We start from the raw sequence: 15,430 nt of genomic DNA, 5'->3' as shown, positions 1-15,430 counted from the left end.
CATGGTGCGAGGAGTGCAGCGCGGACGGCCCCGCGCGTCGTCGCGGTCCATGCTCGAGGACGCCGCACTGGACCTCTTCGTCGAGCAGAGCTACGCGGGCACGACGATCGAGCAGATCGCCCAGCGGGCGGGGGTCTCGCGCAACACCTTCTTCAACTACTTCGAGTCCAAGAGCGACGTCTTCTGGGTGCTGGTCGACGACCGGCTGGCCGAGCTCCCGGAGGCGCTGGCCGAGACGGCGGCAGAGGCGCCGGTGATGGACGCGCTCGGCGACGCGCTGCTCGCGATCGGCTCCGGCTTCGGACCCGCGACGGTGCCGTGGGTGCTCACCCAGTCCGAGATGATCGGCAGCGTCCACGAGCTGCAGGCGTCGGCCCTCGGCCGCCTCGCCCGGCAGGCGGCCGTCATCGCCCGCTTCGTGGAGGAGCGGAGCGCGCGCCCGCTGCCCTCGCACCTCTCGCGCGCCATCGCCTACGCGAGCGTCGGAGCCGCGGTGGCGGCCGTGCAGGCGTGGGCCGCGGCGGGCCCCACCCGCGGCGAGCTCGTGCCCTATCTCGACGAGGCGCTCGCGCCCGTCCGCGCCGGCTTCACCCCCGTCGTCGACTGACCCGGCTCCCGCCGCTCCGGTAGAATCGTCGCGGCCGGCGGGCGACTCGCCCCGGAGCCCCCATCCAGGCACCATCACCACCGACGCGGTGCCGCCCATAGCGAACCGGAGCATCATGACCCTCGCCGACCGCCTCCCCGCGAAGCCCGCCCTCGAGGGCCTGGAGGGCACGTGGGGCCTCCGCTGGCAGACCGACGGGACCTACCGGTTCGACCGCACCGGCCTCACCCGCGCCGACGTCTACTCGATCGACACCCCGCCGCCCACCGCGTCCGGGTCGCTGCACATCGGGCACGTCTTCTCCTACACGCACACCGACGTCGTCGCGCGGTTCCAGCGGATGCGCGGCAAGAGCGTCTTCTACCCGATGGGCTGGGACGACAACGGACTGCCCACCGAGCGCCGCGTGCAGAACTACTACGGTGTGCGCTGCGACCCGACGCTCCCCTACGAGCCCGGCTTCACGCCTCCGTTCGAGGGCGGCGACAACAAGAGCAGCAAGGCCGCCGACCAGAAGCCGATCTCGCGCCGCAACTTCGTCGAGCTGTGCGAGCGCCTCACCGTCGAGGACGAGAAGCAGTTCGAGGACGTCTGGCGGGCCCTCGGCCTGTCCGTCGACTGGTCGCAGAGCTACCGGACCATCGGCGACGAGTCGCAGGCCGCCTCGCAGCGCGCCTTCCTCCGCAACCTCGCCCGCGGCGAGGCCTACCAGGCGCAGGCCCCGACGCTCTGGGACATCACCTTCCGGACCGCCGTCGCCCAGGCGGAGCTCGAGGACAAGGACCAGCCCGGCGCCTACCACCGCCTCGGCTTCCACCGCGACGGCGGCGAGGACGTCTTCATCGAGACGACCCGTCCCGAGCTGCTGCCCGCCTGCGTCGCCCTCGTCGCGCACCCCGACGACGAGCGCTACCAGGCGCTGTTCGGCACCACCGTCCGCACGCCGCTCTTCGACGTCGAGGTCCCGGTGCTCGCGCACCACCTCGCGCAGAAGGACAAGGGCTCGGGCATCGCGATGATCTGCACCTTCGGCGACATCACGGACGTGGTCTGGTGGCGCGAGCTCGACCTGCCCAACCGCGCGATCATCGGCTTCGACGGCCGCCTGATCTCGGAGGCTCCCGCCGCGATCACGAGCGACGCGGGCCGCGCCGCCTACGAGCAGCTCGCCGGCAAGACCGTCTTCTCCGCCAAGCAGGCCGTCGTAGCGCTGCTGAAGGAGTCCGGCGAGATGGTCGGCGACCCGCGCCCCATCACGCACCAGGTCAAGTTCTTCGAGAAGGGCGACAAGCCGCTCGAGATCGTGTCGACCCGCCAGTGGTACATCGGCAACGGCGCTCGCGACGCGGTGCTCAAGGAGCGCCTGCTGGAGCTCGGCCGCGACGTGCGCTTCGTGCCGGAGTTCATGCGCGTCCGCTACGAGAACTGGGTGAACGGCCTCTCCGGCGACTGGCTGATCTCGCGCCAGCGCTTCTTCGGCGTGCCGATCCCGGTGTGGTACCCGCTCGATGGCGACGGCAACCCCGTCTTCGACTCCCCGATCGTGCCGGACGAGGCGGCGCTGCCGGTGGATCCCTCCAGCGACCCGGCCCCCGGCTACACGGAGGACCAGCGCGGAGCGGCGGGCGGCTTCCAGGGCGAGCTCGACGTGATGGACACCTGGGCGACCTCCTCGCTGACCCCGCAGCTCGCGGGCGGCTGGGAGCGGGACGACGAGCTCTGGCAGCTGGTCGCTCCCTACGACCTGCGCCCGCAGGGCCAGGACATCATCCGCACCTGGCTCTTCTCGACCCTCCTGCGCTCGCAGCTCGAGGACGGCCGCGCCCCGTGGAGCACGGCGACCGTCTCCGGCTTCATCGTCGACCCCGACCGCAAGAAGATGTCGAAGTCGAAGGGCAACGTGGTCACTCCCGCCGCGATGCTCGAGCAGCACGGCTCGGACGCGGTCCGCTACTGGGCCGCCTCCTCGCGCCTGGGCACCGACGCGGCCTTCGACCCGCAGAACCCGACGCAGATCAAGATCGGCCGCCGACTGGCGATCAAGATCCTCAACGCGGCGAAGTTCATCCACGGCTTCCCTCTCGCCGAGGGCGCCGAGGTCACCGACCCTCTCGACCTCAGCATGCTGGCCACCCTCGACACCGTGGTCGCCGACGCGACGACGGCGCTCGAGAACTACGACCACGCCCGCGCCCTCGAGACGACGGAGGCGTTCTTCTGGACGTTCTGCGACGACTACCTGGAGCTGGTGAAGGAGCGCGCGTACAGCGAGGACGGCGCGTCCGCCGCGACCGCCCTGCACCGGGCGCTCGACGTCCTCCAGCGCCTGTTCGCGCCGTTCCTGCCGTTCGCGACGGAGGAGACCTGGTCGTGGTCGCACGACGACTCGGTGCACCTGCGCCCCTGGCCGGCCGTCGAGGGCCTGGGCGGCGACCCCGCCGTCCTGGCCGCGGCGAGCTCCGTCCTCACGGCCATCCGGCGCGCGAAGACCGATGCGAAGGCCTCGCAGAAGACGCCGGCCCGCTCCGCCCTGGTGACGGCGCCCGCCGAGCTCGTCGCGTCTCTCCGACTCGCCGCGGGAGACCTCGCGGCCGTCGGCAGGATCGCGACGCTCGACTTCGCCGAGGGCGACGCCCTCGCGGTCGGCATCGAGCTCGAGACCGAGGCGTAGCGCCGCTCCCGGGAGGCGGGAATGGTCCCGCCTCCCTCCCCACCGTCGAGAGGACCCCTCCCATGCAGCTCGGAACCCGCTGGTCGGTCGGCCAGGTGCCGCCGCAGACCCTCCCCGAGATCGTCGTCACCGCCATCGGCGACGTCGAGGGCGAGCTCACCGCGGCCGGCACGGCGACCGCCGACTGGCGCTGGACGCTCACCTGGCTCGAGGGCAGGCCCGTCCTCGAACTCGACGACGGCACGACGATCACCTACCGTCCTGACGAGGACGCTGCCTACATCACGCAGCCGCAGGGCCGCGTGGAGGGCGAGGACGACGACGACTGGGGCTGACGCCCCCTCGCGGCGCGGTCGCCGAGCCCGGTGAACGCGCGCGTCCTGCGATCCTGAGCCGGAGCCCTCTCCCTCGCTCGAGCTCTAGGCTCGCAGGATGAGCGCTCCCGATCCCGTCGCCGTCCTGCTCGAGCCGAGCGGACTCCCCCACGGGCTCCCCGACTTCGCCGCCGTCGACCCCGAGGCCTACCGCCCGGCGTTCCTCGAGGCCCTCCGCCGGCACCGCGCCGAGATCGACGCGATCGCCGGCGCCTCCGAGCCGCCGACCGTCGAGAACACCCTCGTCTCCCTCGAGCGGACGGGCCGCGAGCTGCGCCGGGTGAGCGCCGTCTTCTTCACCGTCGCCGCCTCCGACCGCACTCCGCTCACCGACGCTCTGGAGGCCGAGCTCGCTCCGCTGCTCTCGGCCCACAGCGATGCGATCAGCCTCGACCCGCGCCTGTTCGCCCGGCTCCGCACCCTCGCCGAGCAGTCGTCGGAGCTCGACCTCGACGCCGAGACGGCCTACCTCCTCGAGCGGAGGATCACCGGGTTCGAGCGCTCCGGTGCGCTCCTCGACGACGCGGGGAAGGCACGGCTCGGCGAGCTGAACGAGCAGCTCTCGACCCTGACCACGCGCTTCGAGAAGGACCTGCTCGCCGAGTCGAACGACCGGGCGGTCCTGCTCGAGGACGTCGCCGGCCTCGACGGGCTCGACGAGTCCGACGTCTCGGCCGCCGCGCGCGCCGCCGCCGACCGCGGCGTCGACGGCTGGCTGATCACCCTGCCCCTCTACTCCGGCCACCCCTGGCTCGCGCGTCTGCGCGACCGCGGCGTCCGCGAGCGCGTCCTGCGCGCCTCTGTCGGCCGCGGTGCGGAAGGCGGGCCGCACGACACCACCGCGACCCTGCAGCGGATCGTCGCGCTGCGGGCCGAGCGTGCAGCTCTGCTGGGCGCGGCCTCGCACGCCGAGTTCGTGATCTCGGGCCAGACCGCGGGCTCGCCGGAGCGCGTCCTGTCGCTGCTGCACGAGCTCGCCGCTCCCGCCGCCCGGAACGCGAGGATCGAGCTCGAGCGGATGCAGGCCTCCGCCGACGCCGAGCAGGACGCCGCCGGAGCGCCGCGCTTCACGATCGAGGCGTGGGATCGTGCCTACTACGAGGAGCGCGTGCGGTCGGAGAGCTACTCCGTCGACTCCAGCGCACTGCGTCCCTTCTTCGAGCTGGAGCGGGTGCTCCGGCACGGCGTGTTCGCCGCCGCCACCGGTCTCTACGGCGTCCGCTTCTCGGAGCGGAGCGACCTGGCCGGCTACAGCGAGCACGTCCGCGTGTTCGAGGTGCACGAGGAGGACGGGACCCCGCTGGGCCTGTTCCTGCTCGATCCCTTCACCCGCGACTCGAAGCGCGGCGGGGCGTGGATGAACTCCCTCTCCAGCCGCACCTCGCTGCTCGGCGACTCCGCCGTCGTCGTGAACAACCTGAACCTGTCGGCTCCGGGCCCGGGCGAGCCCGCCCTTCTCAGCCTCGACGAGGTGGAGACGCTCTTCCACGAGTTCGGGCACGCCCTGCACGGCCTGTTCGCGAGCACGCGGTACCCGCGCTTCGCCGGTACCGCGGTGTTCCGGGACTTCGTCGAGTTCCCGAGCCAGGTGAACGAGACGTGGGTGCGCCGCCCCGGGCTCCTCGCCGAGTACGCCCGCCACGTCGAGACCGGCGAGGCCCTGCCCGCGGGGACCGTCGAGCGCCTCGAGGCGTCCGCGCTGTGGGGCGAGGGCTTCGCGACGAGCGAGTACCTGGCGTCCGCCCTGCTCGACCTCGCCTGGCACTCCCTGCCGGCCCCGGTCGAGCCGCGCCACACGGCCGCCTTCGAGCGCGACGTGCTCGACGGCGCGGGCCTCCTCCTTCCCGCCGTGCCGCCCCGCTACCGCAGCACGTACTTCGCGCACGTCTTCTCCGGCGGCTACTCCGCGGGCTACTACTCCTACATCTGGAGCGAGATCCTCGACGCGGACACGGTCGAGTGGTTCGAGGAGAACGGCGGCCTCGACCGCTCGGCGGGCGAGCGCTTCCGCCGCGGGGTGCTCGAGCTCGGCGGCTCCCGCGATCCGCTCGACGCGTACCGCGCGTTCCGCGGGCGGGATGCGCGGACCGAGCCGCTGCTCGCGCGCCGCGGCCTCCTCTAGCGGCGCCGGGGGACGAGCCAGGCGAGGAGGACGAGTCCCACGACCAGGCCCCAGAACGCCGATCCGATCCCCGCGATGGTCGTGCCGGAGGCGGTGACCAGGAGCGTCGCCGCCGCCGGCAGCCGCAGCCGCGCGTCCTCCACAGCGGCCTGCACCGCCGACACGAACACCCCCAGCAGCGCCAGACCGGCGACCGCCTCGATCAGCAGCGGGCTCGCGGAGGACACCAGCGCGGCGGCCGCTCCGGCGAACACGCCCAGCACGAGGTAGGAGGCGCCCGCCGAGACCGAGGCGACCCAGCGCTGCTCCGGCCGCGGCGAGGCCTCGGGACCCGCGGTCAGCGCGGCGCTGAGCGCGGCGTAGTTGATCGGCACTCCGCCGAAGACCGCCGAGACCCCGGAGAGAGCACCGGTCGAGACGATCCCGGGACGCGAGTGGGCCGCGAAGCCGAAGCTCGTCAGCACCGCGATGCCCGGGATGTTCTGCCCCGCCATGGTGACCACGTAGAGCGGCAGGCCGATCCCGACCATCGCTCCGATCTCGAACACCGGCGCGACGAACTGCGGCACGGGGAGCAGCGGTGCACCGGCGAGTGCCGCGCCGTCCGTCACGACCAGCAGCACGATCGCCAGGGCGATCGCGGCCGGCACCGCCCAGCGGGGCAGGAGCCGCAGGAGCAGCAGCCAGAGCAGGATCACCGGCAGCGCGAGCGCGGGGATCTCGACCGCCGCGCGCACCGGCGCCAGGACGAGCGGGAACAGGATGCCCGCGAGCATGGCGTTCGCGAGCGGCCGCGGGATGCGCGCGACGAGCCTCCCGAGCGCCGGCCACAGCCCGGTGACCACCAGCAGAGCGGAGGCGACCAGGAACGCTCCGACCGCGCGGTCGAAGCCGCCGGGGAGCGTCGCGGTCGCGGCCAGCAGGGCGGATCCCGGCGTGCTCCAGGCGAAACTCATCGGCACGCGGTAGCGGATGCTCAGCACGATGCAGAGGACCCCCTGCAGCACGCAGACGGCGAGGAGGCCCGAGGCTGCCTGCACGTCGGTGGCGCCCACCGCGACCACCCCGGCGAGCACGATCGCGAACGAGCTCGAGAAGCCGGTCAGGGCGGCGACGATCCCGGCGAGCAGCGGCTGGACGATGGCGGAGCCTCCCGGAGGATCGACCGGCACCGAGGCGACCGGACGCGCCGTCGGCGCGCTCCGCCAGGTTAGGGAAGCAGGAGCGCCTCGCCCGACGATCCGCCGGGCCAATCGCGGTGAACTGGCAGAGCGGGGCGGGGAGCGACTAGGCGCTCTTCTCCTGGCGACGGGGAGCGTGGGGCACGATCGTCGGGGCCGCGTTGTCGAGCACCGCGGCGCGGGTGACGACGACGCGCGCCACCTCGTCCGAGGAGGGCACCTCGAACATGATCGGGCCGAGCACCTCCTCGAGGATCGCGCGCAGTCCGCGGGCGCCGGTCTGACGGAGGACCGCCAGGTCCGCGATGGCCTCGAGAGCGCCCCGGTCGAACTCGAGCTCGACGCCGTCGATCTCGAACATCCGCTGGTACTGCTTCACGAGCGCGTTGCGCGGCTCGGTGAGGATCTGCATGAGCGCGACCTGGTCGAGCTGCGTGACCGTCGTGACGACGGGGAGGCGCCCGATGAACTCGGGGATCAGCCCGAACTTGTGCAGGTCCTCCGGGAGGACCTCGCTGAAGATGTTGATCTCGTCTTCCTTGTTGTGCAGCGGGGCGCCGAAGCCGATGCCGCGCTTGCCCGCCCGCGACGAGATGATGTCCTCGAGTCCGGCGAAGGCGCCGGCGACGATGAAGAGGACGTTCGTCGTGTCGATCTGGATGAACTCCTGGTGCGGGTGCTTCCGCCCGCCCTGCGGGGGCACGGAGGCGACGGTGCCCTCGAGGATCTTGAGCAGCGCCTGCTGCACTCCCTCGCCCGAGACGTCGCGCGTGATCGAGGGGTTCTCGGCCTTCCGCGCGATCTTGTCGACCTCGTCGATGTAGATGATGCCGGTCTCGGCACGCTTGACGTCGTAGTCGGCGGCCTGGATGAGCTTGAGGAGGATGTTCTCGACGTCCTCGCCGACGTAGCCCGCCTCGGTGAGGGCCGTGGCGTCCGCGACAGCGAAGGGCACGTTGAGGCGCTTCGCGAGGGTCTGGGCGAGGTAGGTCTTCCCGCAGCCCGTGGGGCCGATGAGCAGGATGTTGCTCTTGGCGATCTCGACCTCGTCGTGGATCGCGTCGGCGGCGGTGATGGTGTTGCGGGCCCGCACGCGCTTGTAGTGGTTGTACACGGCGACGGCGAGGGCCTTCTTCGCCTGCTCCTGCCCGATCACGTACTCCTCGAGGAAGCCGAAGATCTCCTTCGGCTTCGGGAGGTCGAACTCGTGGCTCGTCTCCTCGCTCGACTCGGAGAGGCGCTCCTCGATGATCTCGTTGCAGAGCTCGACGCACTCGTCGCAGATGTAGACGCCCGGTCCCGCGATGAGCTGCTGGACCTGCTTCTGGCTCTTGCCGCAGAAGGAGCACTTCAGCAGGTCGGCGCTTTCGCCAATACGTGCCACGGGGATGCCCCACTTCCTTGTCGTGCGTCTGTCGTGCGTCGGTCGGTCGTGCAACGGAGCCCGGAGCTCCGGCCGGTGCGAGCGGGACGAGCCCCCTGACACTGCTCCGAGCCTAGCCGCTGAGCCGCGAGGGCTCGGCAGGCGGGCCGGATTCGCCGTGCCTTGCGCCTCGTGTGGCGCTTTGCTACGGCGACGGAGGACGCAGAGAGGGGCCGGGCGGCGGATCGCTCCGCCACCCGGCCCCTCCCGGACGCCCTACGCCGTGAGAGCCGGGAGGCTCTTGCGGCTGGTGAGCACCTGGTCGATCAGCCCGTACTCGAGCGCGTCGCTCGCGCCGAGGATCTTGTCGCGGTCGATGTCCTTCTTGACCTGCTCGATCGAGCGGTTCGAGTGGTGCGACAGCGTCTCCTCGAGCCACTCGCGCATGCGCATGATCTCGGCGGCCTGGATCTCGATGTCCGAGGCCTGGCCCCCGCCCTGCTGCACGGCGGGCTGGTGGATGAGGATGCGCGCGTTCGGCAGCGCGAGGCGCTTGCCGGGCGTTCCCGCGGCGGTGAGCACGGCGGCGGCCGAGGCGGCCTGGCCGAGCACGACCGTCTGGATGTGCGGGCGGATGTACTGCATCGTGTCGTAGATCGCCGTCATCGCGGTGAAGGATCCACCGGGCGAGTTGATGTACATGACGATGTCGCGGTCCGGGTCCTGGCTCTCGAGCACGAGGAGCTGGGCCATGATGTCGTCCGCGGAGGCGTCGTCGACCTGGACTCCGAGGAAGATGATGCGGTCCTCGAAGAGCTTGGCGTACGGGTCCTGGCGCTTGTAGCCGTAGGCCGTGCGCTCCTCGAACGTGGGGAGGATGTAGCGCGAGGACGGTGCGGCTCCGGAGCCGAACGCCGTTCCGCCGAAGGTGGGTGTGGTCATTGTCTGTTCCTGATCTCTCGGCGCGTTCGCTGGACTACTCGTCGATGGCGGTTCCGCCACCGCCGGCCACGTCGGTCGCCGACGAGCGGATGTGGTCGACGAAGCCGTAGGCCAGGGCCTCCTCGGCGCTGAACCAGCGGTCGCGGTCGCCGTCCTCGTTGACCTGCTCGACGGTCTTGCCGGTCGCCTTGGCGGTGATCTCGGCGAGGCGCTTCTTCATGTCGAGGATGAGCTGCGCCTGGGTCTGGATGTCGGAGGCCGTGCCGCCGAAGCCGCCGTGCGGCTGGTGGAGGAGCACCCGCGCGTTCGGGGTGATGTAGCGCTTGCCCTGGGTTCCGGCGGTGAGGAGCAGCTGGCCCATGGAGGCCGCCATCCCGATGCCCACGGTCACGATGTCGTTCGGGACGAACTGCATCGTGTCGTAGATCGCCATGCCCGCGGTGATGGAGCCGCCGGGCGAGTTGATGTAGAGGTAGATGTCCCGCTCGGAGTCCTCGGCTGCCAGGAGCAGGAGCTTCGCGGCGATCTCGTTCGCGTTCTCGTCGCGCACCTCGGAACCGAGCCAGATGATCCGGTCCTTGAGCAGGCGGTCGAAAACACTGTTGGGCATAACCATGTCGGCCATGTATTGCTCCGTTTCAGTTGTCGCTTCGGAGGCGAATCTATCGGACGCCGCCAGGCCGATCCGGCCGTGTTCGCCCGGGGCGGAGCGGGAGTCGCTCGTGTTCGCCCGGGGCGGACCGGAGCCCCGCAACGAGAGGAGCCGCCCTCCGACGGATCGGGGGGCGGCTCCTGACGTGCTCGCGGGACTACTCCGCGGCCGGGGTCTCCTCGGCGGGAGCGGCGGCCTTCTTCTTGGCCGGCGCGCGCTTCTTCTTGGGGGCCGGGGCGGGCTCCTCCTCGGCGGCGGGCTCCTCGGCGACGGGCTCGGCGGGGACCTCGGCGTCGGCGGCGGCCTGAGCCTCCTCCGCGACCTCGGTCTCGTCCGAGGCGACGGCCTCGTCGGAGGCCTCGACGGCCTCGTCGTCACCGGGAACCGCGGTGAACGCGGTCAGGTCGACGGCGTTGCCCTCGGTGTCGGTGACCTTCGCCTTGCCGAGGACGATCGCGAGCGCCTTGTTGCGGGCGACCTCGCCGACCATCTGGCCGATCTGGTTGTTCTCGGACAGGATCTTGATGAACTCGTTCGGCTCCATGCCGTACTGCGCCGCACCCTGGATGAGGTACTGCGTGAGCTCGTCCTGGCTGACCTGGACCTTCTCCTGCTCGACGACGTGGTCGAGGAGGATCTGCGTCTTAAAGGTCTTCTCGCTGGCCTCCTTGACCTCGGCGCGGTGCTCGTCGTCCTCGAGGCGGTTCTCGCCCTCGAGGTGGCGGTGCACCTCGTCCTCGACGAGACCGGCGGGCACGGGGACCTCGACGAGGGCGAGCAGCGCCTCGACGAGCTTCTCGCGGGCCTCGCCGCCCTGGCCGAAGGTCTTCTGCTGAGCGGCCTGCTCCTTGAGCGACTCGCGCAGCTCGGCGATGGTGTCGAACTCGCTGGCGATCTGCGCGAAGTCGTCGTCGGCCTCGGGGAGCTCGCGCTCCTTGACGGCGGTGAGCGCGACGGCGATCTCGGCCTGCTCGCCGGCGTGGTCGCCGCCGAGCAGCGGAGCGGTGAACGTGGTGCTCTCGCCCGCGGTGAGCGAGTCGAGCGCCTCGTCGATGCCCTCGATCAGCTCGCCCGAGCCGAGCTCGTACGAGATGGCGTTGGCGGTGTCGACCTCGACGCCGTCGATGGAGGCGACCAGGTCGATCTGCGCGAAGTCTCCGGTCTTCGCCGGGCGGTCCACGGTGACCAGGGTGCCGAAGCGGCTGCGGAGCTTGTCCAGCTCGGCGTCGACGTCGGCGTCGGTGACCTCGGCCGCCTCGACGGTGAGCTCGATGCCGTCGTAGTCCGGGACGGTGATCTCGGGGCGCACGTCGACCTCGATGGCGAGCTCGAGGTCGCCGGTGAAGTCCTTGTCGCTCGGCCAGGCGACGATGTCGGCCTGGGGGCGGCCCAGGGGGCGGACCTCGGTCTCGCGGACGGCCTCGCGGTAGAAGCCGTCGAGGCCCTCGTTGACCGCGTGCTCGAGCACCGCGGCCTTGCCGACGCGCTGGTCGACGATGGCGGGCGGGACCTTGCCCTTGCGGAAGCCGGGGACGTTGATCTGCTCGGCGATGTGGCCGTAGGCGTGCGTGATGCTGGGGCCGAGCTCGTCCGGGGTGACCGAAATCGCGAGCTTCACGCGGGTCGGGCTCAGCTGTTCTACCGTGGTCTTCACGTGAGGGGATCTCCTGTGCTGGTTGGTGTCGGCGCCGGATGACGGTCGTCACGGGTCGATGTCGTCACGATGAGTACTCGTGGTCGGGGCGACAGGATTCGAACCTGCGACCTCCCGCTCCCAAAGCGGGCGCTCTAGCCAAGCTGAGCTACGCCCCGGATGCGCGGGCCTGGGCACCGTGCGTGAGACTCTCGTCGAGCCGTCCCCGCACGTGCGCTTGCGCGACACGCCGAAATGGCCTTCGCAAGTGTACTGCACCGCGGCAGCGGCGACCGGAACCGCGCGGCGGAGGACGACCGGGGTGTCCACGGTGCTCGCGCGATGTACTACGCTGTCCTGGTGCCCGGTCGGGAGATCCGGACGCACCGGTTCGCGGTCGTCAGACCGCCGATCCGGGGCTGTAGCTTAGTGGTAAAGCCTCTGTCTTCCAAACAGATGATGCGAGTTCGATTCTCGTCAGCCCCTCTCCTCTCGAAGAGCCCCGGATGTCCGGGGCTCTTCGTCGTTCCGAGGCGTTCCGGGCGTGCTCAGCCGACCGCGCCGCGGTGCTCCTCCGTCAGGGCGAGGTACGAGGCGGCGTTCCGGCGGATGCCCTCGCGCTCCTCCTCCGTCAGCTCCCGCCGGACCCTCCCGGGGACGCCCGCCACCAGCGAGCCCGGCGGGACGACCGTCCCCTCGAGGACGACGGCGCGCGCGGCGATCAGCGAGCCGGTGCCGATGACGGCCCCGTTCAGGACGGTCGCGCTCATGCCGACCAGCACGTCGTCCTCGAGGGTGCAGCCGTGCAGCACGGCGTTGTGCCCGACCGAGACTCCGGCGCCGATGACCGCGTCGTAGTCGGCGTCGACGTGGACGACGACGCCGTCCTGGAGGTTGCTGCCGGCGCCGAGCTCGATCCGCGCGTGCTCGGCGCGCAGGACGGCGCCGTACCAGACGCTCGCCCGCTCCCCCAGGCGCACGGAGCCGATCACGGTGGCGCCCGGAGCGACCCACGCGGTGTCGGCGATCTCCGGGGCGCGTCCCCCGGTCAGGGCGAGGACGCGGGCGCCCTCCGCAGGACTCGACGGCATCGGGTTCTCCTCTTCTCCGGTGGTCAGCGCCCGGCGCGCAGGAAGGCGAGGACCGCCAGCACCCGCCGGTGGTCGGAGCCCGAGTCCTCGAGCCCGAGCTTCTGGAAGATCGCGGTCACGTTCTTCTCCACGGCGCCCACGCCGACGAAGAGAGCGGAGGCGATGCCCGCGTTCGTGCGCCCCTGGGCCATCTGCTCCAGCACCTCCCGCTCCCGCGGGGTCAGCGAGGCGAGCGGGTCGCGGTTGCGCTGCAGGAGCGAGGCGACGACCTGCGGGTCGAGGACGGTTCCGCCCGCCGCGACGCGCTCGACGGCGTCGCGCAGCTCCTCCACGGAGGCGACGCGGTCCTTCAGGAGGTAGCCGAGTCCGCCGTCGCCGGAGCCGAGCAGCTCCTGCGCGTAGGTGACCTCGACGTACTGGCTGAGCAGGAGGACCGACACCTGCGGGTAGCGCCGGCGGATCTCCAGCGCCGCGCGGACGCCCTCGTCGCGGAAGGTCGGCGGCATCCGGACGTCGAGCACGGCGACGTCGACCCCGGCCGGGTCCCGCGCCAGATCGGCGAGCAGGGCGTCCGCGTCCCCGAAGGCGCCGACGGAGGCGAACCCCGCGTCCTCGAAGAGGCGGACCAGGCCCTCGCGCAGGAGGACCGAGTCCTCGGCGATGGCGACGCGGATCACGGGCACGCCCTCAGGATAGGGCGGCCGGGCGGTAGGGGACGTGCACCCCGACCGTGGTCGGCCCGCCGACCGGCGACTCCACGCTCAGGATCCCGCGCAGGCCCCGGACGCGCCCGCCGACCCCCTCGAGACCGTGACCGGCGACCGGCGACGCCCCGCCGACTCCGTCGTCCACCACCCAGGCGTCGAGCCAGCGCTCCCCCGGAGTGCCGGAGTCGCGGGTGTCGAGGTGCACCCGCACCGATCGGGCACGGGAGTGCTTGGAGGCGTTGGCGAGCAGCTCGGCGACGACGAAGTAGACGCTGCGCTCGACCTCGGGCGGGACGTCCGCCACGGGGTGCTCGGTGAGGACCTCGACCGGCACCGGGCTGAGCTCGGCGAGCGAGTGCACCGCCGCCTCGAAGCCCCGGTCCTGCAGGATCGGCGGCGCCACTCCGCGGGAGAGGGCGCGCAGCTCGTCGAGCGCGGCGCGCACGTGCTCGCGAGCCTCGTCGACCAGGCGGGCGGCGGACTCCGGGTCGGCGGCGAGTCGGTTGCGGGCCGAGGCCAGGTCCATCTGGACCCGGATCAGGCGCTGCTGCGGGCCGTCGTGGATGTCGCGCTCGAGCCGGCGCAGCGCGCGGTCCTCGGCGGCGACGGCTGCGCCACGGGAGGCGCTCAGCTCGGCGACCTCGCGCTGGAGCGCCTCCGACTCCCACGGGCCGAGCAGGAGACGGTCGACCAGCCAGTGCAGGAGGGAGAGGCCGCGGGTGGCGAACGGCAGGGTCGAGACGAAGAGGACGGTCGTGGCGACCGTCGCCGCGGCGACCAGTCCCGCCGGAGGCTGCGGGGCGCCCAGCAGAGCTGCTCCGCTCTCGGCCAGCAGGCGGGCCGGACCGGGGGCCCCCGTGAGCGCGGCGGCCACCGTGCCCGGGCCCGCCCAGGTCCACAGCGCGAGGAGCAGTCCGGACAGCAGCGCGAGCACCGGAGCCACGACGAGCGTGTGCAGGAGAGCGAGCCAGTAGTGCCCGTCGATCACCGGACCGTAGAGGGCGAAGGTCGACGGAGTGACGGAGGAGGGCGGTCGCCGCCACTGCGGCCGGGGGACGGCGGGCCGTCCGGCCAGCACGTCGAGGCCGACGGCGGCCCGCGAGAAGAAGCGCGCCGTGTAGAGGGCGGCGGGCAGGAACACCAGGCCGATCAGGACTCCGACGAGCCCGAGCGCGACGGCCAGCGCGACGCCGGCGCAGAAGGCGCCGAGGAGCGCGACCGGGATCGCGGCCACCAGCGCGAGCACCTCCCGGGGCAGTCCGCGCCAGAGCCGGAGGTAGGCGCGCGAGGCCTCACCGAGGGCCGTCGATGCTCCGCTCATCCGCGCCTCCTGTCCGCTCCCGCCGCCGCCGCGACCCGGTCGAGCGTACCGGCGGCACGGCTCCGGGCACCCGGGGGGAAGCCCCCGTGACGCCCCTCCGCGACCGAGGTGAGCCTGTCCTTCACCGGACTGAGCCGAGCCTGCGCTTCCTTGCGGCGCCGAGGGATCTGCGTACTGTTGACGATCAGTCACCCCCTCTCGAAAGGACCAGACGATGTCCACCACGTCCGTCACGTCGCTCACCTCGTCGAACCCGGATGTCGCATCCGGAGTCGCCCAGTTCCTCAGCCCCGTCGTCGTCGAGATGACCGCGCTCGCCGTCAACGGCAAGCAGGCGCACTGGCACGTCCGCGGCGCCAACTTCATCGGCGTCCACGAGCTGCTCGACGCGATCGTCGGCCGCGCCATCGAGTGGGCCGACCTCGCCGCGGAGCGCGTCGTCGCCCTCGGCCTCCCGGTCGACGCCCGCATCCAGACCGTCGCCTCGGCGACGCAGTCCGAACCCCTCACCCCCGGCTTCCAGCGCTCCGAGAACGCGATCGTCGAGATCATCCGCCAGATGGACGTCGCCATCGCGACCGTCAACACGGCGATCGCCGAGCTCGCCGAGATCGACGCGAGCAGCCAGGACGTCGCGATCGAGATCGGCCGCGGCCTCGAGAAGGACCGCTGGTTCCTCTTCGCCCACGTCAGCGAGAGCTGAGCATCACGCCTCGACTGGCCCGCGGATCCTCGGATCCCGCGGGCCGTCGTCGTTCCCGGGCCC

13 protein-coding genes and 2 tRNA genes are annotated in these 15,430 nt (G+C 71.9%); 6 read left to right on the top strand and 9 right to left on the bottom strand.

The window, feature by feature from the left end; all coding sequences use genetic code 11:
• Position 1: 1 nt before the first annotated feature.
• The 4 genes from C5D50_RS12030 (at position 2) to C5D50_RS12015 (ending at position 5,774) form a co-directional block, all read left to right on the top strand.
• Positions 2-607 (top strand): TetR/AcrR family transcriptional regulator, encoded by a 606-nt coding sequence (locus tag C5D50_RS12030; RefSeq protein ID WP_104223688.1) that lies wholly within the window; start codon positions 2-4, stop codon positions 605-607.
• 115 nt (positions 608-722) lie between these two features.
• Positions 723-3,278 (top strand): valine--tRNA ligase, encoded by a 2,556-nt coding sequence (gene valS, locus C5D50_RS12025; protein WP_104283607.1) that lies wholly within the window; start codon positions 723-725, stop codon positions 3,276-3,278.
• Between the two features lie 62 nt (positions 3,279-3,340).
• On the top strand, positions 3,341-3,613 hold the full coding sequence (locus C5D50_RS12020; protein ID WP_104261275.1) for a hypothetical protein: 273 nt from the start codon (positions 3,341-3,343) through the stop codon (positions 3,611-3,613).
• Positions 3,614-3,710: 97 nt separating this feature from the next.
• Positions 3,711-5,774, top strand: coding sequence for a M3 family metallopeptidase (locus C5D50_RS12015; protein WP_104283606.1), 2,064 nt, complete (start codon positions 3,711-3,713; stop codon positions 5,772-5,774).
• Here C5D50_RS12015 and C5D50_RS12010 read toward each other — a convergent pair.
• The 6 genes from C5D50_RS12010 to C5D50_RS11985 all read right to left on the bottom strand — a co-directional run bounded on the left by C5D50_RS12010 (position 5,771) and on the right by C5D50_RS11985 (position 11,724).
• Positions 5,771-6,946 carry a benzoate/H(+) symporter BenE family transporter gene (locus C5D50_RS12010; RefSeq protein ID WP_104283605.1) on the bottom strand — a complete coding sequence of 392 codons (1,176 nt, stop codon included), beginning with the start codon at positions 6,944-6,946 and terminating at the stop codon, positions 5,771-5,773. The two genes, C5D50_RS12015 and C5D50_RS12010, sit on opposite strands and share 4 nt — an antisense overlap.
• A 115-nt stretch (positions 6,947-7,061) precedes the next feature.
• The gene (gene clpX, locus C5D50_RS12005; RefSeq protein WP_104223693.1) at positions 7,062-8,339 is read right to left on the bottom strand and encodes an ATP-dependent Clp protease ATP-binding subunit ClpX; all 1,278 of its coding nucleotides are present in this window, start codon (positions 8,337-8,339) and stop codon (positions 7,062-7,064) included.
• A gap of 255 nt (positions 8,340-8,594) precedes the next feature.
• Positions 8,595-9,260, bottom strand: a complete 666-nt coding sequence (locus C5D50_RS12000; RefSeq protein ID WP_068253282.1) for an ATP-dependent Clp protease proteolytic subunit — start codon at positions 9,258-9,260, stop codon at positions 8,595-8,597.
• Between the two features lie 34 nt (positions 9,261-9,294).
• The gene (locus C5D50_RS11995; RefSeq protein ID WP_097165884.1) at positions 9,295-9,885 is read right to left on the bottom strand and encodes an ATP-dependent Clp protease proteolytic subunit; all 591 of its coding nucleotides are present in this window, start codon (positions 9,883-9,885) and stop codon (positions 9,295-9,297) included.
• 184 nt (positions 9,886-10,069) lie between these two features.
• The gene (gene tig / locus C5D50_RS11990) at positions 10,070-11,566 is read right to left on the bottom strand and encodes a trigger factor (protein WP_104257383.1); all 1,497 of its coding nucleotides are present in this window, start codon (positions 11,564-11,566) and stop codon (positions 10,070-10,072) included.
• An 80-nt stretch (positions 11,567-11,646) separates the two neighbouring features.
• Positions 11,647-11,724: transfer RNA gene (locus tag C5D50_RS11985), tRNA-Pro, on the bottom strand.
• Between the two features lie 236 nt (positions 11,725-11,960).
• On the opposite strand from C5D50_RS11985, the gene C5D50_RS11980 reads away from it, so the two are divergent.
• Positions 11,961-12,031, top strand: a tRNA-Gly gene (locus C5D50_RS11980).
• Positions 12,032-12,093: 62 nt separating this feature from the next.
• On the opposite strand, the gene C5D50_RS11975 is transcribed toward C5D50_RS11980, so the two are convergent.
• Genes C5D50_RS11975 through C5D50_RS11965 form a run of 3 tightly spaced genes read right to left on the bottom strand, consistent with a single transcriptional unit; the run spans position 12,094 to position 14,664 of the window.
• Entirely contained in the window at positions 12,094-12,636 is a 543-nt protein-coding gene (locus tag C5D50_RS11975) for a gamma carbonic anhydrase family protein (protein ID WP_104283604.1), read from the bottom strand.
• A gap of 23 nt (positions 12,637-12,659) precedes the next feature.
• Positions 12,660-13,319 carry a response regulator transcription factor gene (locus tag C5D50_RS11970; RefSeq protein WP_104247297.1) on the bottom strand — a complete coding sequence of 220 codons (660 nt, stop codon included), beginning with the start codon at positions 13,317-13,319 and terminating at the stop codon, positions 12,660-12,662.
• A 4-nt stretch (positions 13,320-13,323) separates the two neighbouring features.
• Positions 13,324-14,664 carry a histidine kinase gene (locus C5D50_RS11965; protein ID WP_104283603.1) on the bottom strand — a complete coding sequence of 447 codons (1,341 nt, stop codon included), beginning with the start codon at positions 14,662-14,664 and terminating at the stop codon, positions 13,324-13,326.
• A gap of 214 nt (positions 14,665-14,878) precedes the next feature.
• Between C5D50_RS11965 and C5D50_RS11960 the strand changes: the two genes are divergently transcribed.
• Entirely contained in the window at positions 14,879-15,367 is a 489-nt protein-coding gene (locus tag C5D50_RS11960; protein ID WP_104226731.1) for a Dps family protein, read from the top strand.
• Positions 15,368-15,430: the final 63 nt, after the last annotated feature.

It is taken from the genome of Rathayibacter sp. RFBD1 (genome assembly GCF_002932915.1).
GTDB lineage: Bacteria > Actinomycetota > Actinomycetes > Actinomycetales > Microbacteriaceae > Rathayibacter.
The sequence above is the reverse complement of the archived record's forward strand: the minus strand, read 5'-3'. Positions and strand labels throughout refer to the sequence as shown.